This is a genomic window from Janthinobacterium sp. SUN128 (assembly GCF_030587275.1).
Taxonomy (GTDB): domain Bacteria; phylum Pseudomonadota; class Gammaproteobacteria; order Burkholderiales; family Burkholderiaceae_D; genus Janthinobacterium; species Janthinobacterium lividum.
Map to the genome: position 1 here is coordinate 4,026,795 of NZ_JAPWHY010000001.1, position 25,339 is coordinate 4,052,133.

Here is a 25,339-nt window from a genome sequence, read left to right on the forward strand (position 1 = left end):
TTCCAGCGCGGGAACGCCCCCACCCCTGGCAACTACCCGCGCGCCACCTTGCGCAAGGCTTCCACCAGCCGGTCCAGATGCGACTCGGGCGTAAAGATGCCCGGCGTAACGCGCACGCACGCGCCACTGGCCAGACCGTCGCGCGGCACGGCAAAGATGCCGTGTTCCTGTACCAGCTTTTTCGACAGCGCATAGCTGTCGGCCACGCTCGTCTTGCCCTTCAGGCGGAACGAAGCGATGGCGCTCGTCAGGCGCGGATCGGCTGACGCCAGCACCTCGATGCCTTCGATGGCGCGCGCCGCTTCCACCCAGCGGTTGCGCAGCAGTCGCAGCCGCGCCTGCTTGTTGGCCACGCCGATCTGCGCATGCAAGTCCAGCGCCACCGGCAAACTCAGATAGGCAGCGAAATTGACCGTGCCCGTGTGCACGCGCGTGCGGATATCGTCGCCCGTCTTTTCTCCCATATATGCGTCGATATCAACCACCCTGCCCCGCTTGATATACGCAGCACCCACGCCAACAGGCGCGCCTATCCATTTATGCAGGTTGATGCCGGCAAAATCCGCCTGCAGGTCAGGAATCGTCATGTCCAGCTGGCCGAAGCCGTGCGCCGTATCGACGATCACGTCGATGCCCCGTGCGCGTGCCAGGCGACTGATCTCGGCCACGGGCAAGACCATGCCGTTGCGGTGATTGACGTGCGTGAGCAGCATCAGTTTCAAGGTCGAATGCCGTTCCATGGCAGCAACATAGGCGGCGATGACGCCATCATGCGTAAACGGTTCCGGCATGGCAATCGACACGACCTGGGCGCCGCGCCGCTGCTGCAGCCAGCGCGTGACGGTGATCATATTGTCGTAATCGATGTCCGCGTACAGCACCGTATCGCCGGGACGCAAGCGGTTATAGCCGGCGATCAGGACTTGCAGCGCTTCCGTCGCACCGCGCGTCAGCACGATTTCATCGATGCCCACGCCCAGCGCCCTGGCCGCCGCCGCGCGCGCCGCCTCGAAGTCGGCCGGAAAGCGCATGCGCGCATACCAGGCGTTGTCGCGGTTGACCATGGCCAGCTGCTGCTCATAGTGGCGCAGCACGGGCCTGGCCATCGAACCCCAGAAAGCATTGTCGAGTTGCACGATGGCATCGGTCGTGTCGTACTGCGCGGCCACGGCCTGCCAGTAAGCCTGGTTGCTGGCCAGGACTTCCGGCGTGGTGCCGGCCGGCACCGATGGCAAGGACGGAGGCAGGGCGGCAGATGCTGCCGCAGCCGATCCTGCGCCCGCCGCCATGGGCAGCGCTGCCGCCAGCGAACCGGCGCGCAACAGGGCGCGGCGTTGTGGATTCATCGTCATCTCCCTTAGAATTTCACTTTGTACTCGACGTACAGGTTACGCCCGTCCGTGTCGTACGGCGCATTGCGCGAATAGATCAGACCGCGGCTGGCCTGGAAGGTTGCTTCGTCAGGATACTTGTCCAGCACGTTATCGATACCCACGCGCACGGACTGCTTGTCGCTGATCTTGTAGCTGGCCGCCAGGTCGAGGAATTGCATGGCGCCAAAACGCTGGAAGATATCGCCCGTGGCATTGCCGGAATTGTCCGTCCACGCGCCGTAATAGCGCACGCGGGCCAGGGTATTCCAGTTGCCCAGGTCATAGTTGCCGCTGATGGTGGCTTTCTGGCGCGGCAAGCGCTCCTCGAAGACCTGGCGCTGGGCCGCATTCGTCACCAGGCTGGACTTGCCGTCGTCGACTTTCGTCGTGTTGTAGTTGTAGGCCAGGGTCAGGGTCAGCTTGCCGTCGCCGATACGGCTCAGGTGGCTGCCGACGATATCGATGCCGCGCGTGGTGGTGTCGAAGTCATTCGTGAAGTAGCTGACCGAGGTATAGCGCAGCGGATTGGCCACGCCGGCCGGCACGGCAAACGCGGCGGACGTGCTGAAGCGGTCGCTGACCTTGATGTCATACACGTCGACGGAACCGGAGAAGCCCGCCGGCGTCTTCCACGTAAAGCCCAGCGACAAATTCTTCGATTTTTCCGGCTTCAATGCCTTGGCGCCCAGCAGGATGGCCAGCGGATCGTTGTTGGCCAGGCGGCCGCTGGTAAACAGCAACAGGGTCTTGGTGTCGAGACCCTGGTTCGTGCTGTTGGTGTTCGACTGGCCCGGCGTTGGCGCACGGAAACCCGTCGAGTAGGAACCGCGCAAGGCCATGTCTTCGCTCAAGGCATAGCGGGCCGACAACTTGCCGTTGACGGTGCTGCCGAATTCCGAGAAATGTTCATAGCGGGCCGCGCCCCCCAGGCTCAGGGCCTTCGTGACGGGCACCTCCACGTCCAGGTAGGCCGCATAGCTGTCCTGGCCCCAGCTGCCGGCCTGGCGGTCGCTGAAGCCTGGCGCGCCATTCGCATTCGCGTCGAGGCCGATGGCCGCGCCCGGCCCCACCGTCCAGGATGCCACGTCGCCCGCCTTCACGCCATAGGTTTCATTGCGCGCCTCCGCGCCGAAGGCGATGTTGACCGGTTGCGGCAGGGACGCTACGGGCAATTCATAGTTGAAGTTGGCGTTGAGAATCTTTTCCACCTGCGACAATTGGCCCAGGTAAAACGATGTCGGGCTGCCCGGCCCCATCGAGGCGTTGATGGAATTGGCCAGGTTGTAATCGATGCGGTTGCGCCCCCAGGAAGCGCTCACGTCCCAGCCGAAGCGGTCGTTGAAATGGCCGCGCACGCCGGCCACCACCTGTACATCATCCTGCTCGTTCGAATAGCTGGGGCTGAAGCCCAGCGGATAGATGCTGCGCAAGTCCCAGCCAGGGAACAGGCTGCTGGTTTTATACGCGCCTGTGCTCGTGTCCGGGTTGCGCCAGTTGAAATCCGAGGTGCCGTCACTGCGGCTGAACAGGCCAAAACCGTACAGTTCCGTCGTGTCGGACAGGGCCATGCTGGCGTTGAAGCCGATGCGCTTGCTGTCGAGTTCAGGCTGGCCCCAGCGCTGCACGGGATTCGGCACCTTCAGTTCCGGATGCGCATTCTGGAAAGCGATAGCGTCGGCCCGCTGGCGCGTGCGCGACGTGGGGTCGGACTTGGCCAGCGCGCCGAAAATCGTCGCCTTGCCCGTCTCGCCAAAGGCAAAGCCCGTCTTCAGGTTCACTTCATTGCCCTTGCCGTCGCCTTCCGAATATTGCGAATGATGCACGGAGACCTCCGTGCCGAGCGTATCGTCGAGAATGATGTTGATCACGCCGGCAATCGCGTCGGAGCCGTACTGGGCAGAGGCGCCGTCGCGCAGCACCTCGATGCGCTTGATGGCGGAGACGGGAATCTGCGCCAGGTCCGGCGCCTGCGCGCCGCGCGCGCCGAGCAAGGCGCTACGGTGGAAACGCTTGCCATTGACCAGCACCAGGGTCTGGTCCGGCGACAGGCCGCGCAGGGTGGCGGGACGCACAAACACTTGCCCGTCAGCCATCGGCAGACGCTGCACCACATATGAAGGCACAAGTTGCGCCAGCACATCGTTCAAGTCCGACGATTCAACGGCGCCGATATCTTCGCGGTTGAACACATCCACGGGCGCCATGGTGTCGAACTGCGTGCGGTTGCTGCCGCGCGTGCCCGTGACGATGACGGCTTGCGGGGTGTCACTGGCGTCGCTGGCGGAAGCTGGCGCAGCGGGCGCGGCGCCATGGGCTTGGGCCGGATGGGCGAACAGGGCGTTCATGGCACACAACAGGGCCACCGCGCGGGCGATGCGGGTACGGGAGTAGGTCATGGAGAGGGTCACTATGCAGGTTGAATCAACAACAACGCGTCACGGCAAGACTCGCATCTTGCATGAAATATCACGAAGTTCGGCTTACTTACATTAAAAGCATCTAAATAGCGCAGATAACGTCAGATGGCGACATCATACGAAGGCAATATTTCATCCGTATGACGATGGGTTGCCCGTGCAAAAAACCACACGCCCATGAAAAAAGGCGCCAGCGGCGCCTTTGCAGAAAGCAGTCACGGCACTTAACCGCCCGCCACCACCATGCTCTCGATGAGGATGGAACCCGTCTCCTTGGTGCCGCGGCGCAAGGCGTCCGCGCCCACGGCCACGATGTTGCGCAGCATGTCCTTCATGTTGCCGGCGATGGTGATTTCTTCCACCGGATACTGGATCACGCCGTTTTCCACCCAGAAACCGGAGGCGCCGCGCGAATAGTCGCCCGTCACGTAATTGGTTCCTTGTCCCATCAGTTCCGTCACCAGCAAGCCCGTGCCCAGCTTTCTCAGCATGGCACTAAAATCGTCGCTGGCGGCCGTCTGCTTCGAGGTCAGGTACAGATTGTGCGAGCCGCCCGCGTTCCCCGTCGTCTGCATTCCCAGCTTGCGGGCCGTGTAAGTCGACAGGAAATAGCCTTGCACCACGCCATCCTTGACGACGTCGCGGCTGACGGTTTTCACGCCCTCCTCGTCGAACGGAGCCGAACCGACGCCGCCGATCACGTGCGGGTCTTCGAAGATCTGCACGTGCGACGGCAGCACTTGCGTGCCCAGGGAATCGTTCAGGAAAGTGGACTTGCGGTACAGGGCGCCGCCCGAGGTCGCTTGCACGTAGGTACCGAGCAAACCGGCCGCCAGCGGCGCCTCGAACAGCAAGGGACAGGTGCGCGTGCCCAGCTTGCGCGCGTTCAGGCGCGACAGGGAGCGCTCGGCGGCGTAGCGACCGATGGCTTCCGGGCTCGACATTTTGGAGGCGTCGCGCACGGACGAATACCAGTCGTCGCGCTGCATCTTGGCGCCCTTGCCGGCGATGGGCGCCACGGACAGGGTGTGGCGCGAAAACGGGTAGCCGCCGATGAAGCCGCGCGAATTGGCGGACACAAAGTGCGATTGCTGCACGTGCACACCCGCGCCTTCGCTGTTCGTGATGCGCGGATCGACGGCAAACGCGGCCGCTTCGGCCCGCTGGGCCAGCACGACGGCTTCCTCGGCGGAAATGAGCCAGGGATAGAACAGTTGCAAATCGCGGGGCGCCATTTCCAGCATGTCGGCGTCGGCCAGTCCCGCGCAATCGTCCTCGGCCGTGAAGCGGGCGATGTTGTAGGCGGCGTCCACCGTGGCGCGCAGGGCGGACGGCGAGAAATCGGAGGTGCTGGCATTGCCGCGCTTCTTGCCCACAAACACGGTCACGCCCATGCCCTTGTCCTTGTTTTGCTCGATCGTTTCGATCTTGCCTTTTCGGACAGAAACGGACAGGCCACCGCCTTCGCTGACTTCGACGGCAGCGTCGGTGCCGCCCGCTTCCCGCGCAAAAGACAACACATCACGGGCTAGTTGCTGCAATTGCTCTTGACTATGGGTAAATACGGAGTCGTTCATGCGCTGTTTTCTTCGGAAAGCCGCTAAAAAGGTTATCATAGCAGTCGTTTACAGTTTACAGGTGCGGCCTACGCGGCCAATCCCGCCTTATCATGCCAAATCCAAACCGGGGAGCTTGCGGCTTCCAATCGACCGAATTCGAACAGGAATATGAACGTCCTTCGAAGTCGGAACTCAAGCGCCAGATGACCGTCCTGCAAAAGCTGGGCGAAGAACTCGTCAATGAGGCACGTGACCGCGTCAAGCGCGTCCCGATGCCGGAAGACGTGCGCGACGCCATTCTCGAATGCCAGCAAATCAAGGACCACGAAGGCCGCCGCCGCCAGCTGCAATACGTGGGCAAGAAGATGCGTACCCTGGATGAGGAAGAAGTTGCCGCCATCCAACGCACCATCGATAGCTGGAAAGGCTTGTCGAAAGCCGACACGGCCAATATGCACGCGATGGAGCGCCGCCGCGACAAACTCTTGACGGATGACAAGGCATTGACCGTCTTGCTGTCGGAAAACCCGGAACTGGACGTGCAGCACCTGCGCACCCTGATCCGCAATGCCCGCAAGGAGCAGGCCGAGAACAAGCCACCAAAAGCTTACCGTGAAATCTTCCAGATCTTGAAAGAGATCGCCAAGAAGAACAACAGCGGCAAGAAAGATGCCGATAAAGATGACGTTGAGCAAGAAGAAGACGAATAAACCCCAGCTCCAGGGCTTGGGTTGACAAAAACCGGGATCAGCCCGGTTTTTTTACGACATAGACAGGTGCCCCATGACCACGATAGAAGACGAATTGATTATCGGCCTCGTGTCGATCTCGGACCGCGCCAGCGGCGGCGTGTATGAAGACCTGGGCATCCCGGCCCTGGAAAGCTGGCTGTCCGCCGCCATCCGCACGCCATTCCGCCTGGAAAAACGGCTGATCCCGGACGAGCGCTCGCAGATTGAAAACACCCTGATCGACATGGTCGACCTGAGCCACTGCCATCTGATCCTGACGACGGGCGGCACGGGCCCGGCGCGCCGCGATGTGACGCCGGATGCCACGCTCAGCGTCGGAACCAAGGAAATGCCCGGTTTCGGCGAACAGATGCGCCAGATCAGCCTGCGCTTCGTGCCGACGGCGATCCTCTCGCGCCAGGTGGCCGTGATCCGCGAGACGCCCGAGCGTGCCGCCCTGATCATGAACTTGCCGGGCCAGCCGAAAGCCATCAAGGAAACCCTGGAAGGCTTGAAGGATGCCGACGGCGTGCAGCTGGTCAACGGTATCTTTGCCGCCGTGCCATATTGCATCGACCTCATCGGCGGCCCCTACATGGAAACCGACCCGGCCATCTGCAAGGCCTTCCGTCCCAAATCGGCGCTGCGTCCGGCGCAACCTTTACCTGAGGAAAATACATGAGCACCTTGCTGGAAACCATAGAACTCGACAGCGCACCGAATCCCACCGTCTCCATCATCTGGATGCACGGCCTGGGCGCTGACGGCAACGACTTCGTGCCCCTGGTGAAGGAACTCGATTTGCGCGGCTGCCCCGCCATCCGCTTCATCTTCCCCAGCGCCGGCACCATGCCCGTCACCATCAACAACGGCTATGTGATGCGCGCCTGGTACGACATCCTCGTGAGCGACCTCGTGCGCCGCGAAGATGAAGGCGGCTTGCGCGCCTCGCAGGCACAGGTCGAAGCGCTGATCGCGCGCGAAAAGGCGCGCGGCATTCCCGCCAGCCGCATCATCCTGGCCGGCTTCTCGCAAGGCTGCGCCATGACCTTGCAAACGGGCTTGCGCCACGCGGAACCGCTGGCCGGCCTGATGTGCCTGTCCGGCTACCTGCCGCTGGCCGACAAGACGGCAGCCGAACGCACGCCGGCGAGCCTGCAGACGCCGATCTTCATGGCGCACGGCACGGCCGACCCCGTGGTACCGATCGCCCGCGCGCAGCAGTCGCGCGACTTGCTGACCGGCATGGGTTACAAGGTGGAATGGCACGAGTACATGATGCAGCACTCGCTGTGCCAGGAAGAGATCGACGCCATCGGCGCGTGGCTGAAAAAAGTGCTGGCATAAAACAAAACAGGCGCGGTATGCGCCGCGCCTGTTGTCTTGCCAAACGCCGGGAACGATCAGTTCGCCGGCGTTTTTTCATTCCAGATTTTCAGCATGTCGGGCGAGGCTTCCGAGCGGATGCCGTTATCCGTCAGTATCGATTCCGTCGCTGCCAGCATGTCCTTGCGGGGCACGACGACCAATTCCGCATCGCGCTGCTGGAAGCGGAACGTCAGCAACTCATCCGTCTGGTCGCGCAGCAAGGCCACCAGGTGCGCCAGGCTGCGCACGCGCACGCCATTGACGGAATCGACGACGGAGAAGAAACGGGTGCTGTAGCCATTCATCAGCTTGTGCGGGAAGAACGGCGCGGCGATCACCACCAGCTCTTCGCGCTCGCTATCGGGCGCATCGCCGCGCCGCGTGGCCAGCGGATTGCCGGCAAACGCCATGCCGCCCAAAATCGTTGGGTTGCCATTCGGCGCCGCCATGAATTCCGTGGTGGCGCGCGAAAACACCATGGGGCCGAAGATGAAATAGGATGGGTAATTACCCTGCAGGCCTGCGATGAGCATCGGGTGCGCGGCAGAGACGGGCACCTTGATTTTCAGGGGCGCGCCCTGGCGCACCACCGTCAACGGCAGTTCGCCATCTTTCGCCAGTTGCTGCACCCGGTACTGGAAACGCACGCGGCTGTTGGCATTCAGCTTGACCATGCCCTGGTTATCGATGGGAAAATCGCCGATATGCGTGATGACATCCCACTCCTTGAGCGGATAGGTGGCATCCTTGCTGGCCGGCGACATCACGACGGCGCCCTCGACGCCCTTGGCCAGTTTCAGGTAGGTGCGCAGCGCCGGATTTTCCAGCGTTTGCGTCACGTCACGCATGGCTGGCTTGCCCTTGGGCGCGCCACTGTCCTGGTCGCGCAGGAACAGCTCGATTTCCTCGTTGGGGATGATGTAGCCGATGTTTTGCGCATTGAGCATGCCGGCAAAGGCCAGGCCGATCATCTTGTCGCCGGCAATCACGGGGCCGCCGCTATTGCCCGGGTTGATTGCCGCATCGATCTGGATGCGCAGGCCGGAGACAGGAAAGTTGTAGCGCACGAATTCGATGCGCGAGACGATGCCCTTGGTGATCGACAAGGACGTGCCGCCCGTCGGATAGCCATACGCCAGCACGGCATCGCGCACGTCCGGCAAGACATTGGCGCGCGGCACCGCTTTGTGGCTGGCGAAAAAACTGTCGTCATCGATTTTCAGCAAGGCCAGGTCCATGCCGCGCGAGATGGCCAGCACGGTCGCCGGGATCTTGTCGCCCGCGCCATTCGCCTGGATCTGCACCTGGCTGGCATAGCCGACCACATGCGCATTGGTGAGGATGCGGCGGCCTTCGATGACGACGCCGGAACCCGTCACTTCTTGCGGCGCCGCCTTGCTCCACGGTTTATACGGATCGGGCCCGCGCAGGGTGGAAAACACCTTGACGACGGAATTTTCCAGGGCGGAAGCGCTGGCGCTGGCGGCCGTCTCGGCGGCAAGCGCACGCACCGTCATCAAGGGACAAAAAGAAAGGGCCAGCGCCAGGAAGGCGCGGCCCATCAGGGTGAAGCACGGACGAGTTTTCATTGAGCTTGTTGGCAATGGAAGGGAAGTAAAATTATATATTGAATAATTGCAACTTCATTACACTTTGTCCATCTTTGCCAGAAAAACTCCTCTCGTCAGATGGGCATGGGCGGCACACCCAATGCCGGCACGGCCGTCTGCGCGCCATTCATCACCATGGCCAGGAAGGTGTAGTAGCCATTGATACCCATCAAGTCGACCACGCCGTGCTCGCCAAACAGCGCCAGCGCCCGCGCATACGTGGCATCGCTGACGCGCTTGTTCTGCTGCAACTCGACGCAGAAGTCGTGCACGGCTTGCTCATCTTCTTTCAGGGCAAGCGGCATGCGCCGCGCGGCAATGGCGTCCACGGCCGCTTGCGCGATGCCGTTCTGCACGGCCAGCGGCGCGTGGATGGCCCATTCGACCTGCTGGTCCCACTGGCGCGCCGTCACCAGGATGGCCAGTTCCGACAGCCGCGTGCCGATGGCGCTGCGGTAGCGCAAATATTCGCCCATGCGCTGCGCCGTTTCCATCAGTTCGGGACTGCGGATCAGCGGCACGAAAGGGCCGTACAGGGCACCGCGCGGACCATCGATGATGGCTTGTGCGGCCGCGCGCTGCTGGGCGTCAAGCTGGTTCAGCGGCAGCGGCGGCAAACGGTCGATATCGCTACCGGCCATCAGGCAGTCCAGGCGACCACGTCCTGTTGCTGTTCACCGAGGCCGGCGATACCCAGGCGCATGCTGTCGCCCTTCTTCAGGAAGCGCTGCGGCTTGCGGCCCTGGCCCACGCCCGGCGGCGTACCCGTGGCGATGACGTCTCCCGGTTCCAGGGTCATGAATTGCGACAGGTAGCTGACGATCTGCGCCACCGTGAAGATCATGGTTTGCGTATTGCCCGTCTGCATGCGCTTGCCGTTGACTTCCAGGTACAGGTCCAGATCCTGCTCATCGATGACTTCATCGCGCGTCACCAGCCACGGGCCGACGGGGCCGAAGGTGTCGCAGCCCTTGCCTTTGTCCCACTGGCCGCCCCGCTCCAGCTGGAATGAGCGCTCGGAAATGTCGTTGACGACGCAGTAACCGGCCACGTATTTCAGGGCATCCTCTTCGCTCACGTATTGCGCGCGCGTGCCGATGATCACGCCCAGTTCCACTTCCCAGTCCGTCTTTTTCGAGCCTTTTGGCAGCACGACATTGTCATCCGGGCCATTCAGGCAAGTAATGGCCTTCATGAAGACGATGGGTTCGGCCGGGATAGCCATGCCGGACTCGGCCGCGTGATCCGCGTAATTGAGGCCGATGCCGATGAACTTGCCGACTTTCGCCAGCGGCACGCCGAAGCGTGGATTGCCGCGCACCAGGGGCAGCGTCTTTTCGTCCAGCTTGGCCAGCTTGCGCAGTGCCTTGTCGGACAGTTGTGCGCCGTCAATATCGGCAATCACGCCGGACAGGTCGCGCAGTTTGCCTTCTTCATCGATCAGGCCCGGTTTTTCCTTGCCTGGACGTCCATAACGAACGAGTTTCATAGTCTTCCTTGGAGTTGATCATTGCCGCTGTGCAGGCTGCCATTTTACCGGATGGTCCGGCACGCCTGTAGCGGTGAATGAAAAACATCGCAAGTCCAGGCAGTTGCAAGGCCGCCAGCACGCCAAACGCCGCCTGGTAAGCCTGCGGCGGATACTGCTGCTGGCTGTTCAGTGGCCAGCAGCCGAGGATCAAGCCAAAGCCCGCCTGCACCAGGAAGGCGCCCGTGAAAATGAGCAAATTGAGGCAAGTGGCCGCCCTGCCCGTCAAGCTGGCCGGCATGCTTTGCGCGACGATCGCATACTCGAGCCCTGTCACCGTGCCCAGCAGGGTAAACAGCACGGATAGCAAAGGCAGGCTGGGCAGCACATTGCATGCCATCGCCACTTGCACGGCGACAAACAGGACGATGCCCACGCCCGCCACCTGCATGGGTGCAATACCGCGCCGCCCCGCCCATTCCGTCAGCATGCCCATGCCGATGGCGCCGAAGATGACGGCCGCCATGCCGAGGTACAACAGATATGCCACGCTGTCATCGGACATGCCGCCCACGTCGGCCAGCCAGCGCCCCACCCACAAGCCTTGCACGCCAAAGAACACCGTGTGCGGCAACAGGACCAGCGCAATGGTGCGGCGAAAACCCGGATCACGGTAGACACTCCACACGCTCACTTTGCCGACCTGGTTCATGGCCGCGACGGACGCAGGCAGGGCCGGCGACAGCAGGCGGATCAGCAAGCCGATGGCCAGCGCCGCCAGCGCCAAGCCCAGGAAAACGCCGCGCCAGTCCGTGTAGTGCAGGGCCAGCTTGACGGGCATGGTGGCCGTGGCCGCGCCCAGGCCCCCCACGGCGATCAGGTAGCCATGCACGGAAGGCAGACGCGATGGCGCGATGGCGCACGAGATCGCCTTCACGGCCGCCATGAAACAGCCGCCCAGGCCCGCCCCCATCAGGGCGCGCGCCCACATCAGCTCGGCAAAGCTGTGGCCCCGGCTGAACAGCCACACGCCCAGGGCGGCCAGCGCCAGCAGCCACAGTTGCACCGTGCGGGGGCCGTAGCGGTCTAGCGCCATGCCAACTGGCAATTGCACCAGAGCAAAGGCAAGAAAAAAGGCGCTGGTCAGCAGGCCCAGCTGGGCTGGCGTCAGGACGATGGCGCCCAGCAACTCGGCCGTCAGCACGGCATTGACGCCGCGCAACAGGCACGACAGGTAGTGCCCGAGCGCGAACGGCAGGAACACGAGGCAAAACACGGCCACGCCGGAACGGGAAGAGCCGCCGGCGCCGTGCATGCTCAGGCGGCCTGCGCCAGGCGGATGATTTTATGCGGCACGTGCGGCACGGGTTCATCCGTTTCAAAGAAGAATTTCTCCTGGCCAAAGGCCGGCTTCAAATCGTCCATCCACGTCGCTTCCGCATCGAACTTGGCATAAAACGGCCGGCGCACCCAGTCCGGGTTGCGCGCCTGCAAAAATTGCAGGGCAAACAGTTTTTCGCCATGGATGGTGACGATGCCGTCGATCACGATCTTGCCGGGAAACGCACTCATGGAAGGCCCGCGCACCGTGCGCGACAGGCCGGACACCATCTGGTAGGCGGCCTGGAAAATCTCGTGCGCCTTCGCCAGGGGCAACTCGAAATAGGCGCGCGGGCCCGTGTCCCGTTCGACAAACATGTAATACGGAATTGCCCCCAGGCGCGTGCCCGTCTGCCACAACTCGGCCCAGCTTGCCGGATCTTCATTGATGTGGCGGATCAGCGGCCCCTGCATGCGCAAGGTGGCCCCCGTGGAGACGATGCGTTTCACGGCTTGCTGGGCGATGTCCTGGCGCAACTCGACGGCATGGCTGTAATGGCCCATCACGGCCAGGTTCTTGCCCGCCTTGACGATGCGCTCGAACAGGCGCATCAAGTCGTCCGCATCGCGGTCCGACACGAAGCGCTGCGGCCAATACGCCACCGCCTTGGTGCCGATGCGAATGTTCTGGATGTGTTCCAGGCCCGGCGCCAGCAGCGGCTCCAGGTAGGCGGCCAGTTGCCGCGTATTCATGATCATCGGGTCGCCGCCCGTGATCAGCACGTCCGTCACTTCCGGATGCAGTTGCAGGTAGGCGGCCAGCTCATGCGACTCGCGCGCATCGAACTTCATGTCGTCCATGCCGACGAACTGGGGCCAGCGGAAGCAGAAGGTGCAATACGCGTGGCACGTCTGTCCCGCGCTGGGAAAAAACAGCACCGTTTGCGCATATTTATGCTGCAAGCCGCGCACGGGCGCATCGTTGACCCGGGGCACGTTGTGCGTCATCTGGCCGGCCGGATGGGGATTCATGCCCAGGCGCAAACCATGCACGTAGGCATCGATGGCGGCCTTGTCGCGCTGCACCAGCACCAGCTCGCGCAAGTGCGCGTACTGCTCGGGCGGCAGCATGTCGCGGTGGGGAAAGACGAGGCGATAGATGGGATCGTCCGGGATGTTGTTCCAGTCGATCAACTGATCGAGCACATAGGCATTGGTGCGAAACGGCAAGACGTGCGACACCACTTGCACGGCTTCGCGCTGCTCTTCCGGCAGCCATTCCCACTGCCGCGCCTGTTGAATGGTGTGCCGCGTATACGGCTTGAACTTGGGTGAAAACGGCTCGGTAATGGGTGCGGACACGATCTGCTCCTTGCCTGTAAATAGCGATAACTTTCATGAAACCAGCCCCATATCGGCCAATTCCAGCTTCTTCCTCCCCCATGCCCGGCCAGCTCGGCATGCTGTGAAAGTCATCATAGTTCTTGCTGCCTGGAACCAAATTGCTACATATCAACAAGCCGTCGATACGTTGCATGCTGCCGACAAGCAACACCGTAGTTTGTTCCATCGCAATTTGATGGGACCGCCGGCGACGTAAATTACGACTTGGCAACACATCCCTCGATACCACAAGGAGCTTTCATGAAACGCTTATTCACGGGTAGCCTGCTGTGCCTGGCATTTGCCGGCGGCAGCGTCAGCGCCGCGGTCGAACCAACGGAAAAAGACGCCATCGCCATGGCCGAACGGGGCGCCGCCTTCATGAAGGCGCATGGCAAGGAAGAAATGATGAAGAAAATCACGGCGAAAGACCCGGACTTCGTGCAGGGCTCGCTGTATGTGGACATGCGCGACATCAAGACGGGCATCGTGCTGGCCCACCCCATCAATCCTTCCATCGTGGGCAAGGATTTGACGGATGTCCCTGACGCGAATGGTAAGAAATATCGCCGTGAAATCATCGAGCTGGCGCAAAAGCAGGGCAAGGGCTGGGTCGACTACCAGTACAAGAATCCCACCAGCGGCAAGATCGAGCCGAAGACCACGTACATCCTGCGCGTCAATGACGTGGTGCTGGAAGCGGGGATCTACAAGAAATAGGGCAAGGGCGGCGCGCACGCACGCCGCGCGCCGCCTGCGGTTGGAACAGCCATAGCCAGGAGTCAAGCATGCTCAATCGATTACGCATCGGACCAAAATTATTGCTGGCGCCCACCCTGGTCCTGCTGCTGCTGATACTCAGCTCGACCGGCGCCTGGTATGGCATGGTGCGGCAAAATGCCTCGCTGGAAAACATGGTACGGGTACGCATCACGCATTTGAAGGCGGCGGCCGACGTACTAGGCGAGGCCAGGCATGTGCACGGCAATATGTACCAGTTGCTGTCGTGGACGAATGGCAGCTTCGCCAAGGCCCGCCTCGATACGCTGGAGCAACAGATCAAGGCGCGCCACGCGGCCATCGGCACCCAGCTGGGCACGCTGCGCGCCACGGCCACGGGCGCCGAACGCACCCTGGTCGATGCGGCCATCACGGCCCTGGCCGGCTATCGCAAGGCGGTGCTGGAAACCATGGAAATGGCGCAGATGGATCAGTCGATCGCCACCAATTCCATGCTCAAGGCAGAAACCCAATTCGTCCAGTTCAATACGCAGCTGACACAACTGTCCGCCCTGGAAACGACGCTCAGCAGCCAGGCCCATGCGACGGCCAGCGCCGAGTTTCGCACCTTGGGCTGGAGCCTGCTGTTGACGGTGCTGCTGTCGATCCTCGTCTCCATCGTGGTGACCATGCTGGTACGGCGCGCCATGCTGGTGGAAATCCGCGGCATTGCCGACGCCGTGCAAGACCTGGCGGCGGGCAAGCTGATGGCCGGCGCCCCCAAGCAGGGCAATGACGAAATCGCCGCCACGTCGCGCGTGCTGGACCAGACCATCGCCCACCTGAACCAGACCTTGCGCACCATCATGGGCGCCGTGCAATCGATCGACACGGCCTCGCGCGAAATTGCCACCGGCAATCTGGATCTGTCGGCGCGCACGGAAATGCAGGCCAGTTCGCTGGAAGAAACGTCGAGCGCCATGGAAACGCTGACGCAAGCCGTGAATGACAACGCCGACAACGCCCAGCTAGCCTGCGAGCTGGCGGGGCAAGCATCGACCCTGGCCGTGCAAGGGGGCGCGTCGATGCAGCAAGCCGTGACGACGATGGCGACAATACGCGCCAATTCGCGCCAGATCGTGGACATTATCGGCGTGATCGATGGTATTTCCTTCCAGACCAATATCCTCGCGCTGAATGCGGCGGTAGAGGCCGCGCGCGCGGGAGAGCAAGGCCGCGGCTTTGCCGTGGTGGCGTCCGAAGTGCGCACCCTGGCGCAGCGCTCGGCCCAGGCGGCCAAGGAAATCAAGACCCTGATCGCCACCTCGGTCACTACCATCGATGGCGGCAGCGTAGCCGTGCAGCAGGCGGGCGATAGCATGGACGCCATCGTTGCCTCGGTGCAGCAAGTCAACGAGATCATCCAGCGCGTGAAACAGGCCAGCGCCGAGCAGGCTTCTGGCATCACGGAAGTGAATCAGGCCGTCGCGCAAATGGATGACGTCACCCAGCAAAATGCGGCCCTGGTGGAGCAGGCGGCAGCGGCGGCGGCCAGTTTGCAGGACCAGGCCGTCAAATTGTCGGCGGCCGTGGCCGTGTTCACCCTGGACGAGCGCCCGGCCGCGCCGAGCGGCCATGCCGAAGAAGAAGCGTTCCGGCAACCGGCCAGTGCGCAACAGGAGCGGCGCGCACTGCATAGCCCGCTACGCGGCATGCCCGGCCTACGTACCGCCAAGGATGCATCGCGGCGCCAGCGCAGCTAGATGGCAGGCGCGCGCATCGGCTTACTCAAGTAGGGCGAACCGGCCAGCACGAAACGCCACGGCGTCTCCATCGCCTTGGAAATGCCGATACGCGAGCCCGCCTGCACCGTCACCTCTTCTTCGCGTGCCAGCAGCATGAACGGCGGGGCATCGAGCGCCAGCCGGTTATGCATATGCGTGACACCGAGCGCCTGGCACACCTTGCCCGGCCCCGAGCACAACAGCCGCGCATCCTCGACGCCGCGCCGCTCGCGCATGGCATCGAGTCCCGCCACGGGTTCAATCGCGCGTATCAGCACGCCCGCCCCATGCCCCGCTTCGCGGCACACGAAATTCAGGCACCAGTGGATGCCGTACGAGCGGTAGACATAGGCGTGCGCGGGCGGGCCGAACATGGCCGCATTGCGCGGCGTCATGCCCCCATACGTGTGCGAAGCGGGGTCCAGCCGGTCATACGCTTCCGTTTCCACGATACGCCCGCCGACGCCGTCGACCAGCACAGTCACACCGATCAGCTGGCGCGCCACGCTGCTGGAATCGTCCGCAAAATCGATACCCGCAAGGATTTTTTTCATCCGGCAATTGTACTGCCGCACATCCCGCCGCACGCCTTGCCCCGCCTTAAAAACAAATACAACTTGATCTTTTCATCATGAATATCAGGATGGGCAGCGTCGTAAAATGACGAAAATGGCGGCGAGTCCAGGCCAAAACGGGAATTTTTGCGACAATATATTGCAGATATGAACTATTGCCATGCATAAACAGCGATAATCGTCGGGCACTGCGCCAGACGCTCATGAAGCGGGCAGCGGCAGTGCGCGACAGAATAAGCACCGGGCACAAAAATGATGATGAAAGCGTGATGATGAGAGCGGCAGCGCAAAAGCAGGTAGAGCAGGAAGATCCGGTTGACGCCTTGATGCGTTCCATCCGCATCCCGCCGCGTCCCAGCCTGCTGGTCGACCTGCAGCGCGAACTGGCGGAGCAAGACCCGTCGCCGCGCCGCATCGCGCGCATCATCGCCGACGATGTCGGCATGTCCGGCGCCCTGCTGAAACTGGCCAACTCGCCCTTCTATGGCGCCGCGCGCAAGGCCAAGTCCGTCGAGCAAGGTATCAACTTTCTCGGCATCAACCAGTGCAGCGCCATGATGACGGGCTTGCTGGCACGCCAGGCGCTGGAAGCGGAAGGCGTGGAACTGACCAACTTCTGGGATGTGTCGGCCAAGCGCGCGCGCGCGCTGGTATTTACCTCGCGCAAGCTGCGCATCGCCCCGCCCGACATCGCCCACACCTTCGGCCTGTTCTGCGATATCGGCGTGCCCCTGCTGATGAACCGCTTTCCCGACTACGTGAACACCTACGCGGCGGCGGCCAACGATGCGCACAATTGTTTTACGACCCTGGAAGACGCGCGCCACCAGACCAACCACGCGGCCATCGGCTGCTTGCTGGCACGCAACTGGGGCCTGTCCTCGGACGTCTCGTGGGCCATCCTGCACCACCACGACTACGCGGTGCTGGCCGACCCGTCCACGGACGACGCCATCCGCTCGCTCGTCGCCCTGTCACTGCTGGCCGAAAAGGGCATTCAGCGCTACCATGGCAACAGTACCTCGCTGGAGTGGGACAAGGGCGGAGAACTTGCCTGCCAGCATCTCGGCCTGTCGCAGGAAGAAGCCGCCGACCTGCTCGACGAACTGCACGAGATGTTCGATACCGACCATTGATGTATCGGGCGGCCGCGGCCGCCTGTATGATCCGTTCCGGCGCCCGGCATAGCCCTGGCGCCCGTTTCCGTTTGCCTGACCCGTATTTCTTAACCTGTTGATCGCCATGCCCAAAAATAAGCGCCCTGTCCCCCGTAAATCCGCCAACACGCCTGAAGACAAGGATGAATCCGTCACACGCATGCTGTGCACGATGGCCCTGAACCTGGCGGAGCAGGAAGACAGCGAATCGCAGGGCACGGTGCTGGCCGAGCAAGCCGTCGAGTTCGGCCGCCTGATCCGCAAGGCCTTGAACCAAAAGAAGGATGAAATCCTGTACGACGCCATCGAGCGCGCCAAGTACGAAGATGTGGGCGCCTACCAGTATTTGCGCAGCCATATCGAGGAAGCGGCCTCCATCTCCGTGATCCGCCGCGAGAATGCCCCGGCCATGGAAATCAACGCCTTCGTCGTGCCCCTGCTGGTGCAAAGCACGGGCGGCCTGAAAGAGGCGGACAGCTTCCAGGACCAGGACGCTTTCGAAGCGCTGGTGAAGAGTTTCCAGCAGGCAGAACTGGAAAGCGCCAAGGCCAAGGTGGTCTTGATGAGCCATGCCTACGACCTCGATGAAATCGACCGCATCACCTATAGCCATTTGCACGAGATGGTGCGCGATGCCTACGCGTCGATGACGGACAAGAAGATCGTCGCCACGCCGGGCCTGGAAAGCAGCATCGTCGGCTGGAGCGAGACGGCCTTCGGCCCGCAGGACACGGCCGTCGAGCTGCGCTTCCTGCTGGGCTTTGCCCTCAAGCGCGTGGACGACCCGTTCTATGCGGAACCGAAGGACGAAGCGGCGCTCGACGCCTGGTTCGACGCGCGCATGGCCCGCTACCAGCAGTGGACGACGGAAGTGGGCGATCTGGTGAAACGCTGCCTGGCGCCGGCCGGCAACGCCCTGGAAGTGAGCTTCCTCTACCAGGATCTGTTCCATGGCGGCAAGGAACAAGGCATGAGCGAGTATGCGATGCTGCAGATGATGTCCGGCATCAACCATGCCTTGGCGGAAAACAACGTCGATGCCGGCGACGTCTCGGTGGTCGTCGGCCCGGCCGATGAACACGGTGAAATGCTGTTGCGCGTCAATGTCAGCACGGCAGGCGGCGAGCTGCTGCACAGCGCCGACAAGCCGCTGGACCTGGCCGCCGACCTGCAGGACGAAGTCGACGACATCTGCGATGCGCTGGCCACCATCGGCGTGACCCGCTTGTCCGTGGCGCTGAAATTCGACGCCAAGGGACAGCCGCTGGAAGCGCAGCCATACGCGCCGGCATAAGTCCCGTCGCCTCCCCCGTCGCCCGCCATCTTGGCAGGCGGCAATTATCAAGATACTATCTCCGCGAGCGCGCGCCAGCCTGGCGCACCTTCCGGAGATGCGCATGCCCCAGCCGCAACTGATTAATATTGTCACCCATGTGCTGGCCGGCAGCGCCGCCATCGGCCTGGGCCTGTTCCTGCTGGCCACGGCCAAGGGCACGCCGCAGCACCGTCGCCGCGGCAGGCTGTTCGCGTGGCTGACCTTGCTGGTCTGCGCCACGGCCGCCATCGGCAATCTGCTGTTTGACTATCGCCCCGTCTTTGCCGTGCTGACGGTGCTGGTGCTGTACCAGCTGCTGAGCGGCTGGCGCGCCGTGTACACGCGCGATGCCGGTCCGCAAGCCGTCGATGGCGCGATGACGGCAGCCGCGCTGGCGGCGGGCGGGATGATCCTGTTGCGCCTGCAGCAAGATGCTTCCGGACAGCAAGCCATCGTCGTGCTGTCCTCGCTGGGCGGCCTGGCCACCATCCTCGTCTACGACAGCGCGCGCTGGCTCTTTCCCCGCCGCTGGCATGGCGTATTGTGGCGCTATGAACATATCTACAAGCTGCTCGCCTCGCTGTTCGCCATGCTTTCGGCCGCCGCGGGCAACCTGCTGCCCATGGGCCAGCCCTGGACGCAGCTGGCGCCATCCCTGCTGGGTTTGATCTGCATCGCCTGGTTCTGGCGGCGCCAGTACCGGCAGGAACAGGCGCAGCGCCTCATGCACAGGCTTGCCGCCTGACATGCCATCTCACCGGCGCAAAGCCAACCACGCCTGCAATTTCTGCGCATACGCCAGGGTGTAGGCGGGGCTGCTCGACGGCAAGCTGACCATGCGGTAGCGCTGCGCGTGCTCGCCCAGCACCTTGATGCCCAGCTTGGCTGCCGTGCCGCCGTTGAAGGCGATCGTGTCCAATTGCGGCAGGCTGGCGGCCAGGGCCACCAGGTCGTTGTCGTCGCGGGCGCGGATATTGCTGTCCAGGCTGCCCGTGCGCTGCGCCTGCGCCACCACGTCCCACAGGCCCACGCCGTGCGCCAGCAAGGTACTCAACCGCGCCTCATAGGGCAGGCTGGTCAGATCCACACCCAGCACCTCGCCCAGCAACCTCCAGAACTTGTTTTGCGGATGCGCATAGTATTGGCTGTGCGCCAGCGATTTTTCTCCGGGCAGGCTGCCCAGTATCAGCAAGCGCGTATCGGCGTCGACGACGGGATCGAAACAGCGCTTGCGCGGGTCGGCGGCCACGTCTGGCAAGAAGGCTGGGCTATTCAAATGAGCGGTCCGGAAGGGGAAATGAAGGGCCATTTTACCCGGCCACGCGACGGTGTAGAATTCCCGGACAACCATCCCTATACAAGAGACCGCCCATGCGCACCATCGACACCCTGCTGGCCCAGTATGGCGAAAGCCACCGCAACCATGTCAATGAATGGGTGCACATCGTGTGCGTGCCGCTGATCGTTTTCAGCCTGCTGGGGCTGCTGTGGAGCATACATCCCAGCGTGGCGCTGCTCGGCAGTATTCTGGCCTTATACTATTATTACAAGCTGTCACGTCCGTTTGCTGCGGGCATGCTGGCGATGCTGGCCGCCATGCTGGGCCTGCTGCTGCTCATGCCGGCGCTGACCATCCTGCCCGTGTCGCTGGCGCTGTTCGTGCTGGCCTGGATAGGCCAGTTCATCGGCCACCAGATCGAAGGCAAGAAACCGTCGTTTCTGGACGACTTGCGCTTTTTACTGGTGGGGCCGCTGTTCGTGCTGGGATTTTTGTACCGGCGCCTGCGGCTGGCGTATTGAGCGGCAAGTGCTCACGTAGTCATGTGGTTACGCTGCGCCGGTAACAGATTTTTACTATTCGCAACTAGTTATCTGAGGCAAGTGTCCTTATGATAAGTCATCATCTGCCGGTCGACGCAATCGGCAACCAACTTTTGTCCAAGGGAGTCCCATATGAAAGCACCAATTATTGCAGTGGCATTGCTCGCCACCCTGGCCGGCTGCGCCGTACAACCGAACTCGGCAAATGTCTACAATGCGCGCCAGGCGCAGAATGAACAATCGGTTCGCATGGGTACGGTTGAATCCGTGCGCCAGGTAACCATCGACAAGGGTGAAACGGGCACGGGCGTGCTGGCCGGCGCGGCGCTGGGCGGCGTAGCTGGCTCGACCGTCGGTGGCGGCAAGGGCGCCATCGCGGCCAGCATCCTCGGCGCCGTCGCGGGCGGTATGGCCGGCAAGAGCATCGAAGCGAATGCCTCGAACAAACCCGGCCTGGAAATCACCGTGCGCCTGGACAATGGCGACATGCGCGCCATCGTGCAAGACGCCGACGAACTGTTCCGCCCGGGCGAGCGCGTGCGCCTGCTGTCCGATGGCCGCAAGACCCGCGTCACGCATTGATCTGCTTGCCGGCGCATGCGCTCAGCCGAATGCGCCGGCAGCGAGCAAGGCGGAAGGGTGCAGCCAGATGGCAAGCACGGCCGTCACGACGACATACACAAGCACGCTCCATACTTTGATCTGCAGTGAGGCTGGCATGGCGTCTCCCCTTCAAAGATGCAATTCAGAAAATATTTACTTGATATTAATGTAAATATTTTCATAAATTCAACATTTTCCAGAAGCACTGCGCTGGCTCAATCCCTCGTGTCTCCTGATGGCACATTGGGCAAGCCCGGCCGGGACTCGCCATCCCCGCGCGATATCCGTATACTTGCGCGATGTCCTCTCCTCTCCTGTTCATCATTGCCTGCCTGATCTGGGGCTCCACCTTCTGGGCCATCACCTTGCAGCTGGGCGATGTCGCCCCCGCCGTTTCCGTGGTCTACCGCTTCGGCCTCGCGTCCGCCACCCTGTTTGCCTGGTGCGCCTTGCGCCGCGACCGCTTGCGCCTGCCCTGGCGCGCGCAGCAATGGATGCTGCTGCAGGGACTGGCCTCGTTTGCCCTCAGTTATGTGTGCACGTACAGCTCGGAGCAATATCTGGTGTCGGCCCTCGTCAGCGTGCTGTTTGCCCTGATGGTGTTCTGGACGCCATTGCTCAACCGCATCGCTTTCGGCACGCCCATCACCTGGAGTACCTGCTGCGCGGCATTTGTCGCCATCTGCGGCATCGTGCTGCTGTTTTACCAGTCCATCGGCGCGGCGCTGCACGATATTCTGGGCGGCGGGAATGGCCGCAATGGCAATTTCCTGCTCGGTTTCATGCTGGCCCTGGTGGCCACCGTGTCTAGCACGGTGGGCAACGCCCTCGTCATGAAAGTGCGCGAACATTCCGGCAACGTGATGCTGACCATGGCCTGGACCATGCTGTGGGGCACCTTGATGGTGGCCGTCTGGGCCATCGCCACTGGGCAGTCCTGGCAGTTGCCCGCGCGCCCCAGTTACTGGATGGGATTGTTGTACTTGGCCATCTTCGGCTCGGTGATCGCCTTCAGCGCCTATTTCACGTTAATCGCCCGCATCGGCACGCAAAAGACCGTGTACATCGGCGTCGTCACGCCCGTCATTTCCGTACTGCTGTCGGTGCAGTTCGAACACTACCGGCCCGCCGCCATCGAATGGGCGGGCATGGTGCTGTGCCTGTCCAGCGTGGCCTGGGCCCTGACGTCGGGCGCGCGCAAGACAAGTACCATTGCTTCCCTTTCCACCACTTCACCAACAAAGGCAACATGAGCACCTCTTCCTCCCTCGCCATTCGTCCCGCGACCGCATCCGACGTGGCTGCCATCTTTGGCATGATCCATGAACTGGCCGTGTTTGAAAAACTCGAACACATGATGATCGCCAGGGAATCCATGCTGCACGACAGCCTGTTCGGCGCCCATCCCGCATGCGAAGCGCTGGTCGGCGAAGAACATGGTGAAGTGGTGACCTTCGCCCTGTTCTTCCATAATTTTTCCACCTTCCTGTGCCGCAAGGGCCTGTACCTGGAAGACCTGTATGTGAAGCAATCGGTGCGCGGCAAGGGCTATGGCAAGCAGATGCTGGTGGCGCTGGCGCAACTGGCCGTCGAACGCGATTGCGGCCGCTTCGAATGGTCGGTGCTGGACTGGAATGAAAACGCGATCAACTTCTACAAGGGCATGGGCGCGGACGTGATGCCGGACTGGCGCATCTGCCGGGTCGCTGGCGATGCCTTGACGCAATTGTCGGCAGGTACGCCAAAGCCGGCCTGATTGGAGCGGGAGCTGCAAGGAAGGGGAGTTGCAAGGAAGGGGAACTGCAAGGAGGGGGAACTGTAGCGAGCGGATGCGATTTGTGGCCGAGAAGCGGAACTGTACGCGAGGTACAGTGAGCATCGCAGGCCGCAAGGCGCGCCGCGCAGTAAGTTACAAAAAAATCCCCGCGGGCTAGCGGCACCGCGGGGTGAACCCATTGTCAAGTGGGAGGGGGGAGAATGCAATCAACGGTTATCAATATAAACGCTGCCGCTTGCCAACACGCCGACCTTTACATTTGCTTACCGGGCCTTACATTTGACTTAAATCTGCCAACCAAGTGTCACCGAGTGTCGCTTGAAAGACACTGATTATTTCCGTGGTTCAATCAATGTGCCGTGCAAACCGATATGTTGTTGCGCAACCCCACTGCCACCCTGCGCATTTTTATAGATTTGGTACACTGTCAAACAGGCGATGCAGCCAGCAACCACGGCAAAAATGACCATGCGACGCTCCTTGAGTATGCTTGAGGGAATCAGGGCCTGCGACGACTGATGATGACCAGGCGAGCAGGGAAGATTCAGTGTGGCATCTTAGGTCTGGGGGGCATTGTGCAATGTCAAACGCGCCAATTTGACGAGGTCATGGCATTTGATATGGCGCAAAGTGGCGGCATTCCGCTCACACAAAATGAACGCATCATTACGCACCTGGGAGCCACATCATGAATGTCTCTGCCAAACCGCTCGTCATGAAAATCTACCGCGCCTACCTGCGCTCCCGTCTGGAACGCTATACGCGCGACTTGCAAGCCATCGCCGAACAGCGCGAGAACGATTTCCAGGCTGAACGCATCCTGCACCAGGCCGTCGTCTCGGTGCGCTCCAAACTGCACTCGCTGTAACCGTGATGCCGTCAGTGCTGCCGGCCGGCCACGGCCCAGCGCTCCACCAGCTCGAACAAGCCTTGCGTCAGCAGGGCCAGCACGGCTGCGGGGATCGCGCCGGCCAGCAGCATGTCGTTGTCATTCAGCGCCAGGCCGATGGTGATGCGCTCGCCATAACCGCCCGCGCCGATGAAGGCGGCGATGGTGGCCGTGCCCACGCTCATCACGGCCGCTGTTTTCACGCCCGCCAGCATCACCGGCAAGGCCAGCGGCAAGTCCACGTGCAGCAGGCGGTCACGCTTGTTCAAACCCAGCGCCAGCGCCGCCATGCGCAAGCCTTGCGGCACCTGCAGAATGCCCGTGCACGTGTTGCGCACGATGGGCAGCAAAGCATACACGAATAGGGCCACCAGCGCCGGTACGGTGCCGATCATGCCCAGCACCGGAATCAATATCGCCAGCAGGGCCAGCGACGGCACCGTCTGCAGCACGCCGACGAAGGCCAGCACCGTTTGCCGCAGCGGTGCCGAAAACGCCGCCAGCACGCCCAGCGGAATGCCGATCACGCACGCCAATGCCACCGACAGCAGCACCAGGGTCAGATGCTGGCGCGTCAGGCTCCACAAGTCGTCGCCGATGATTTTATCGAGCAGATTGCTGCGCGCGGCGGCCGGTTTGTTCGCCTGCGTGCCGGACGCCAGCCACTGCCGCGCCACGTCAGAGAAAGTCTTGCCATCGATTTCCACTGCCGCATTCATGGCGATCATGTCGCTCTCGCTGATGCGTCCCTGCAGCCGCAGCAAAGCCTGCCAAGCGGCGGGAAAACGCTGCGGCACGTCGAGCCGGTACAGGAGCATGGCGTCGTAGCGGGGAAAATACTGCTGCGTGTCCGCCAGCACGCGCAAGCCGTACTGGCGGATCTTCGCGTCCGTCGAATAGATGTCGATCACGTCCACCTGGCGCTGCGCCAGCGCCTCGTAGGCGATGCCGTGATCGAGGCCGCGCGGGCGCTGCGGCAAGCCATAGCGCGCGGCCAGGCCCGGCCAGCCATCGACCCGGCCGATGAATTCATGCGACAGGCCGAATGTCAGGGCCGGATGCTGCGCCAGCTGTCCCAGGCTGGCGATGGATTTTTCATCACCGCGCATGGCCAGCGCATACGTATTGTTGAAGCCCAGCGGCACGGCCACGCCCAGCCCCAGCGCCGCCAGTTCGCGCCGCGTCTGCGCCAGATCGATGGCCTTGTCGTGCTTGAGGATTTCGCTGGCGATGGTGCCCATGTATTCGGCATATACGTCGATGCTGCCCGCCTGCAGCGCAGCGAGCACGATGGCCGTGTTACCCAGGCCCTGGCGGTGCTGCGCCTTGACGTGCGGTGCGGCGCTCTGCTGGAGGATTTCGCCGAGAATATACGATTCCGTGAAGCGCTTCGAGCCCACCTTCAAGGTGCCCCCATCCATGGCATGCGCAGGTGCGGCGGCGAAGAGGAGCGACAACAGCAGATAAAA

At 62.4% G+C, this 25,339-nt stretch carries 25 protein-coding genes; 13 read left to right on the forward strand and 12 right to left on the reverse strand.

Annotation, left to right across the window (positions count from 1 at the left end; genetic code table 11):
* Positions 1-32: 32 nt before the first annotated feature.
* From O3297_RS18195 to pmbA, 3 genes are all read right to left on the reverse strand, one after another.
* Complete coding sequence (locus O3297_RS18195) at positions 33-1,346, reverse strand: aminotransferase class V-fold PLP-dependent enzyme (RefSeq protein WP_305049356.1); 1,314 nt, start codon at positions 1,344-1,346, stop codon at positions 33-35.
* Between the two features lie 11 nt (positions 1,347-1,357).
* Positions 1,358-3,769: a TonB-dependent siderophore receptor gene (locus tag O3297_RS18200; protein WP_305049357.1), complete on the reverse strand. Its 2,412-nt coding sequence runs from the start codon at positions 3,767-3,769 to the stop codon at positions 1,358-1,360.
* 245 nt (positions 3,770-4,014) lie between these two features.
* Positions 4,015-5,367 carry a metalloprotease PmbA gene (gene pmbA / locus O3297_RS18205; protein WP_305049358.1) on the reverse strand — a complete coding sequence of 451 codons (1,353 nt, stop codon included), beginning with the start codon at positions 5,365-5,367 and terminating at the stop codon, positions 4,015-4,017.
* 92 nt (positions 5,368-5,459) lie between these two features.
* Here pmbA and yjgA point away from each other — a divergent pair, with 92 nt between their 5' ends.
* The 3 genes from yjgA to O3297_RS18220 all read left to right on the forward strand — a co-directional run bounded on the left by yjgA (position 5,460) and on the right by O3297_RS18220 (position 7,427).
* Positions 5,460-6,059 (forward strand): ribosome biogenesis factor YjgA, encoded by a 600-nt coding sequence (gene yjgA, locus O3297_RS18210; protein WP_305049359.1) that lies wholly within the window; start codon positions 5,460-5,462, stop codon positions 6,057-6,059.
* Between the two features lie 73 nt (positions 6,060-6,132).
* Positions 6,133-6,762: a molybdopterin adenylyltransferase gene (gene mog / locus O3297_RS18215; protein WP_099394915.1), complete on the forward strand. Its 630-nt coding sequence runs from the start codon at positions 6,133-6,135 to the stop codon at positions 6,760-6,762.
* Positions 6,759-7,427, forward strand: a complete 669-nt coding sequence (locus tag O3297_RS18220; RefSeq protein ID WP_034780428.1) for an alpha/beta hydrolase — start codon at positions 6,759-6,761, stop codon at positions 7,425-7,427. The genes mog and O3297_RS18220 overlap by 4 nt, the downstream gene beginning before the upstream one ends.
* A 56-nt stretch (positions 7,428-7,483) precedes the next feature.
* Here O3297_RS18220 and O3297_RS18225 read toward each other — a convergent pair whose 3' ends face one another.
* From O3297_RS18225 to O3297_RS18245, 5 genes are all read right to left on the reverse strand, one after another.
* On the reverse strand, positions 7,484-9,037 hold the full coding sequence (locus O3297_RS18225; protein WP_249153584.1) for a S1C family serine protease: 1,554 nt from the start codon (positions 9,035-9,037) through the stop codon (positions 7,484-7,486).
* A 95-nt stretch (positions 9,038-9,132) separates the two neighbouring features.
* Positions 9,133-9,699: a carboxymuconolactone decarboxylase family protein gene (locus tag O3297_RS18230; protein ID WP_305049360.1), complete on the reverse strand. Its 567-nt coding sequence runs from the start codon at positions 9,697-9,699 to the stop codon at positions 9,133-9,135.
* Complete coding sequence (locus tag O3297_RS18235) at positions 9,699-10,547, reverse strand: fumarylacetoacetate hydrolase family protein (protein WP_034746323.1); 849 nt, start codon at positions 10,545-10,547, stop codon at positions 9,699-9,701. The genes O3297_RS18230 and O3297_RS18235 overlap by 1 nt, the downstream gene beginning before the upstream one ends.
* Positions 10,492-11,841 carry a nitrate/nitrite transporter gene (locus O3297_RS18240; protein WP_305049361.1) on the reverse strand — a complete coding sequence of 450 codons (1,350 nt, stop codon included), beginning with the start codon at positions 11,839-11,841 and terminating at the stop codon, positions 10,492-10,494. Before O3297_RS18240 ends, O3297_RS18235 begins: the two co-directional genes overlap by 56 nt.
* Before the next feature lie 2 nt (positions 11,842-11,843).
* Complete coding sequence (locus O3297_RS18245) at positions 11,844-13,208, reverse strand: KamA family radical SAM protein (protein ID WP_305049362.1); 1,365 nt, start codon at positions 13,206-13,208, stop codon at positions 11,844-11,846.
* A 282-nt stretch (positions 13,209-13,490) separates the two neighbouring features.
* Between O3297_RS18245 and O3297_RS18250 the strand changes: the two genes are divergently transcribed.
* Together O3297_RS18250 and O3297_RS18255 are read left to right on the forward strand one after the other, a co-directional pair.
* Positions 13,491-13,949: a cache domain-containing protein gene (locus tag O3297_RS18250; RefSeq protein ID WP_034780434.1), complete on the forward strand. Its 459-nt coding sequence runs from the start codon at positions 13,491-13,493 to the stop codon at positions 13,947-13,949.
* 68 nt (positions 13,950-14,017) lie between these two features.
* On the forward strand, positions 14,018-15,712 hold the full coding sequence (locus O3297_RS18255; protein WP_305049363.1) for a methyl-accepting chemotaxis protein: 1,695 nt from the start codon (positions 14,018-14,020) through the stop codon (positions 15,710-15,712).
* Here the strand turns inward: O3297_RS18255 and O3297_RS18260 are convergent.
* Positions 15,709-16,287, reverse strand: a complete 579-nt coding sequence (locus O3297_RS18260; RefSeq protein ID WP_070281638.1) for a DNA-3-methyladenine glycosylase — start codon at positions 16,285-16,287, stop codon at positions 15,709-15,711. The genes O3297_RS18255 and O3297_RS18260 overlap by 4 nt on opposite strands.
* Positions 16,288-16,577: 290 nt before the next feature.
* On the opposite strand from O3297_RS18260, the gene O3297_RS18265 reads away from it, so the two are divergent.
* From O3297_RS18265 to O3297_RS18275, 3 genes are all read left to right on the forward strand, one after another.
* Positions 16,578-17,444 carry an HDOD domain-containing protein gene (locus O3297_RS18265; RefSeq protein ID WP_151097145.1) on the forward strand — a complete coding sequence of 289 codons (867 nt, stop codon included), beginning with the start codon at positions 16,578-16,580 and terminating at the stop codon, positions 17,442-17,444.
* Positions 17,445-17,550: 106 nt separating this feature from the next.
* The gene (locus O3297_RS18270; RefSeq protein ID WP_092608634.1) at positions 17,551-18,759 is read left to right on the forward strand and encodes a hypothetical protein; all 1,209 of its coding nucleotides are present in this window, start codon (positions 17,551-17,553) and stop codon (positions 18,757-18,759) included.
* Positions 18,760-18,862: 103 nt separating this feature from the next.
* Entirely contained in the window at positions 18,863-19,525 is a 663-nt protein-coding gene (locus O3297_RS18275; RefSeq protein ID WP_305049364.1) for a hypothetical protein, read from the forward strand.
* Positions 19,526-19,534: 9 nt separating this feature from the next.
* Here the strand turns inward: O3297_RS18275 and O3297_RS18280 are convergent, their stop codons facing one another.
* Positions 19,535-20,056, reverse strand: a complete 522-nt coding sequence (locus tag O3297_RS18280) for a DNA-deoxyinosine glycosylase (protein ID WP_305049365.1) — start codon at positions 20,054-20,056, stop codon at positions 19,535-19,537.
* A 95-nt stretch (positions 20,057-20,151) separates the two neighbouring features.
* Between O3297_RS18280 and O3297_RS18285 the strand changes: the two genes are divergently transcribed.
* From O3297_RS18285 to O3297_RS18300, 4 genes are all read left to right on the forward strand, one after another.
* Positions 20,152-20,580 carry a DUF962 domain-containing protein gene (locus tag O3297_RS18285; RefSeq protein ID WP_034780447.1) on the forward strand — a complete coding sequence of 143 codons (429 nt, stop codon included), beginning with the start codon at positions 20,152-20,154 and terminating at the stop codon, positions 20,578-20,580.
* A gap of 153 nt (positions 20,581-20,733) precedes the next feature.
* Positions 20,734-21,183: a glycine zipper 2TM domain-containing protein gene (locus O3297_RS18290; RefSeq protein WP_034780449.1), complete on the forward strand. Its 450-nt coding sequence runs from the start codon at positions 20,734-20,736 to the stop codon at positions 21,181-21,183.
* Positions 21,184-21,503: 320 nt separating this feature from the next.
* A complete protein-coding gene (locus O3297_RS18295) occupies positions 21,504-22,457 on the forward strand; it encodes a DMT family transporter (RefSeq protein ID WP_305049366.1) in 954 nt (317 codons plus the stop codon).
* On the forward strand, positions 22,454-22,960 hold the full coding sequence (locus O3297_RS18300) for a GNAT family N-acetyltransferase (RefSeq protein ID WP_070254603.1): 507 nt from the start codon (positions 22,454-22,456) through the stop codon (positions 22,958-22,960). The genes O3297_RS18295 and O3297_RS18300 overlap by 4 nt, the downstream gene beginning before the upstream one ends.
* Positions 22,961-23,313: 353 nt before the next feature.
* Here the strand turns inward: O3297_RS18300 and O3297_RS18305 are convergent, their stop codons facing one another.
* Positions 23,314-23,451, reverse strand: a complete 138-nt coding sequence (locus O3297_RS18305) for a hypothetical protein (RefSeq protein ID WP_157751284.1) — start codon at positions 23,449-23,451, stop codon at positions 23,314-23,316.
* Positions 23,452-23,669: 218 nt separating this feature from the next.
* Here O3297_RS18305 and O3297_RS18310 point away from each other — a divergent pair, with 218 nt between their 5' ends.
* On the forward strand, positions 23,670-23,849 hold the full coding sequence (locus O3297_RS18310) for a hypothetical protein (RefSeq protein ID WP_034746290.1): 180 nt from the start codon (positions 23,670-23,672) through the stop codon (positions 23,847-23,849).
* An 11-nt stretch (positions 23,850-23,860) separates the two neighbouring features.
* Here O3297_RS18310 and O3297_RS18315 read toward each other — a convergent pair whose 3' ends face one another.
* Positions 23,861-25,291, reverse strand: coding sequence for a glycine betaine ABC transporter substrate-binding protein (locus O3297_RS18315; protein ID WP_305049706.1), 1,431 nt, complete (start codon positions 25,289-25,291; stop codon positions 23,861-23,863).
* Positions 25,292-25,339: the final 48 nt, after the last annotated feature.

Coding starts and splice junctions, on each gene's coding strand:
- O3297_RS18195 (WP_305049356.1), bottom strand. CDS start 1,346: ATGAATCCACAACGCCGCGCCCTGTTGCGCGCCGGTTCGCTGGCGGCA.
- O3297_RS18200 (WP_305049357.1), bottom strand. CDS start 3,769: ATGACCTACTCCCGTACCCGCATCGCCCGCGCGGTGGCCCTGTTGTGT.
- pmbA (WP_305049358.1), bottom strand. CDS start 5,367: ATGAACGACTCCGTATTTACCCATAGTCAAGAGCAATTGCAGCAACTA.
- yjgA (WP_305049359.1), top strand. CDS start 5,460: ATGCCAAATCCAAACCGGGGAGCTTGCGGCTTCCAATCGACCGAATTC.
- mog (WP_099394915.1), top strand. CDS start 6,133: ATGACCACGATAGAAGACGAATTGATTATCGGCCTCGTGTCGATCTCG.
- O3297_RS18220 (WP_034780428.1), top strand. CDS start 6,759: ATGAGCACCTTGCTGGAAACCATAGAACTCGACAGCGCACCGAATCCC.
- O3297_RS18225 (WP_249153584.1), bottom strand. CDS start 9,037: ATGAAAACTCGTCCGTGCTTCACCCTGATGGGCCGCGCCTTCCTGGCG.
- O3297_RS18230 (WP_305049360.1), bottom strand. CDS start 9,699: ATGGCCGGTAGCGATATCGACCGTTTGCCGCCGCTGCCGCTGAACCAG.
- O3297_RS18235 (WP_034746323.1), bottom strand. CDS start 10,547: ATGAAACTCGTTCGTTATGGACGTCCAGGCAAGGAAAAACCGGGCCTG.
- O3297_RS18240 (WP_305049361.1), bottom strand. CDS start 11,841: ATGCACGGCGCCGGCGGCTCTTCCCGTTCCGGCGTGGCCGTGTTTTGC.
- O3297_RS18250 (WP_034780434.1), top strand. CDS start 13,491: ATGAAACGCTTATTCACGGGTAGCCTGCTGTGCCTGGCATTTGCCGGC.
- O3297_RS18255 (WP_305049363.1), top strand. CDS start 14,018: ATGCTCAATCGATTACGCATCGGACCAAAATTATTGCTGGCGCCCACC.
- O3297_RS18260 (WP_070281638.1), bottom strand. CDS start 16,287: ATGAAAAAAATCCTTGCGGGTATCGATTTTGCGGACGATTCCAGCAGC.
- O3297_RS18265 (WP_151097145.1), top strand. CDS start 16,578: ATGATGAGAGCGGCAGCGCAAAAGCAGGTAGAGCAGGAAGATCCGGTT.
- O3297_RS18270 (WP_092608634.1), top strand. CDS start 17,551: ATGCCCAAAAATAAGCGCCCTGTCCCCCGTAAATCCGCCAACACGCCT.
- O3297_RS18275 (WP_305049364.1), top strand. CDS start 18,863: ATGCCCCAGCCGCAACTGATTAATATTGTCACCCATGTGCTGGCCGGC.
- O3297_RS18285 (WP_034780447.1), top strand. CDS start 20,152: ATGCGCACCATCGACACCCTGCTGGCCCAGTATGGCGAAAGCCACCGC.
- O3297_RS18290 (WP_034780449.1), top strand. CDS start 20,734: ATGAAAGCACCAATTATTGCAGTGGCATTGCTCGCCACCCTGGCCGGC.
- O3297_RS18295 (WP_305049366.1), top strand. CDS start 21,504: ATGTCCTCTCCTCTCCTGTTCATCATTGCCTGCCTGATCTGGGGCTCC.
- O3297_RS18300 (WP_070254603.1), top strand. CDS start 22,454: ATGAGCACCTCTTCCTCCCTCGCCATTCGTCCCGCGACCGCATCCGAC.
- O3297_RS18305 (WP_157751284.1), bottom strand. CDS start 23,451: ATGGTCATTTTTGCCGTGGTTGCTGGCTGCATCGCCTGTTTGACAGTG.
- O3297_RS18310 (WP_034746290.1), top strand. CDS start 23,670: ATGAATGTCTCTGCCAAACCGCTCGTCATGAAAATCTACCGCGCCTAC.
- O3297_RS18315 (WP_305049706.1), bottom strand. CDS start 25,291: ATGGATGGGGGCACCTTGAAGGTGGGCTCGAAGCGCTTCACGGAATCG.